Below are 1,738 nucleotides of genomic sequence, written 5' to 3' on the forward strand. Positions count from 1 at the left end.
ATTCTCCATCGCAGGCCGTGGTACCGTAGTAACCGGTCGTGTAGAGCGCGGTATCGTCAAGGTTGGTGAAGAAGTGGAAATCGTTGGTATCAAAGATACCACCAAGACCACCTGTACCGGCGTTGAAATGTTCCGCAAACTGCTGGACGAAGGTCGTGCAGGTGAGAACGTTGGCGCGCTGCTGCGTGGCGTGAAGCGTGAAGACGTAGAGCGTGGTCAGGTACTGGCCAAGCCGGGCACCATCAAGCCGCACACCAAGTTCGAATCTGAAGTGTACGTGCTGTCCAAGGAAGAAGGTGGTCGTCACACCCCGTTCTTCAAGGGCTACCGTCCGCAGTTCTACTTCCGGACTACCGACGTGACCGGTACCATCGAACTGCCGGAAGGCGTAGAGATGGTCATGCCGGGCGACAACATCAAGATGGTTGTTACCCTGATTGCCCCGATCGCGATGGACGACGGCCTGCGTTTCGCCATCCGTGAAGGTGGCCGTACCGTAGGTGCTGGTGTTGTAGCTAAAGTTATCGCTTAATCGATACTTTATATGCACACATAAAAGGGGTGGCTTCGGCCACCCCTTTTACTTTTGGGGCTTTAAATGGCTTGTGAGATACTTTTGCGAAATCATCTATAGAGGTAGTTGCTGTGAGTAAACCCGCCATTTTTCTGGATCGCGATGGTGTCATCAACAAAGACACGGGTTATGTCAGCCAGGTTGATGACTTCCATTTTCTGCCCGGGGCGATTGAGGCCATGCAATTGCTGAAGAAAAAAGGCTATTTGCTGGTCGTGGTGACCAACCAATCCGGCATTGCCCGTGGTTACTTCACTGAAGATGACTTCATGAACCTGACCGAGTGGATGGATTGGTCATTGGCCGATCGCGATGTGGATCTCGATGGTATCTACTTCTGCCCCCATCACCCGAACCACGGTGCCCCCTGCGACTGCCGCAAACCCGAACCGGGTATGTTGTTGCTTGCCCAGCGGGAGCTCGGTATCGATATGAGCCGCTCTTATATGGTGGGTGACAAACCTTCAGACTTGAAGGCGGCCATCAATGCCAAGGTCGGTCACAAGATAATGGTCAGAACGGGTAAGCCGATTACTGATGCGGGGATTGAACTGGCCGATGCCATCTACGACAACCTGCATGATTTTGCCGTTGCAGCACCTGTCGCAGGCTGATTTCGCTGGATTAAGATGCTTTTTGGTGGCTTTGTGAGCGATTGAACGATGGAAGCCATCTTTTTGCAATTATCCCCTTGCCAGAACGAATTCGCTCCCTATAATGCGCCTCCATCGACAGGGCAAGCAGCAACGCAAAGCCTGAGTCGATAGCCTCGAAAAGCCTGTAAAAATAAGGCTTGACTCGAGAAGGCGGTTGAGTAGAATGCCACTCCCGCAGCAGCGCAAAAGCTGCGTCGCTCTTTAACAATTTGAATCAAGCAATCTGTGTGGGCACTCACAGCATCGAGCATCAAAAACAATTTTTGATATCAATGTCTGATGAAGTGACCAAAGCAACGAAAGTTGCAGCAGTTAATTCAGCAATTCATTGAGCCGCCAACTCCTTGGTAACAAAGAGTGGTAACCAAACTTAAATTGAAGAGTTTGATCATGGCTCAGATTGAACGCTGGCGGCAGGCCTAACACATGCAAGTCGAGCGGCAGCGGGAAAGTAGCTTGCTACTTTTGCCGGCGAGCGGCGGACGGGTGAGTAATGCCTGGGAAATTG

The 1,738-nt window shown here is 51.7% G+C and carries 2 protein-coding genes and 1 rRNA gene; all 3 read left to right on the top strand.

The genetic code is table 11. From position 1 onward, the window contains the following. The coding region (locus J9892_RS10365) for an EF-Tu/IF-2/RF-3 family GTPase (RefSeq protein ID WP_246876658.1) at positions 1-532 on the top strand (532 nt) is incomplete at its 5' end. Between the two features lie 113 nt (positions 533-645). Continuing rightward, positions 646-1,188, top strand: coding sequence for a D-glycero-beta-D-manno-heptose 1,7-bisphosphate 7-phosphatase (gene gmhB / locus J9892_RS10370; RefSeq protein ID WP_043153901.1), 543 nt, complete (start codon positions 646-648; stop codon positions 1,186-1,188). A gap of 414 nt (positions 1,189-1,602) precedes the next feature. Further along, positions 1,603-1,738, top strand: a 16S ribosomal RNA gene (locus J9892_RS10375); the annotation flags it as partial.

Origin of the sequence: Aeromonas sp. Prich7-2 (assembly GCF_017939255.1) — a bacterium.
GTDB classification, from domain to species: domain Bacteria; phylum Pseudomonadota; class Gammaproteobacteria; order Enterobacterales; family Aeromonadaceae; genus Aeromonas; species Aeromonas caviae.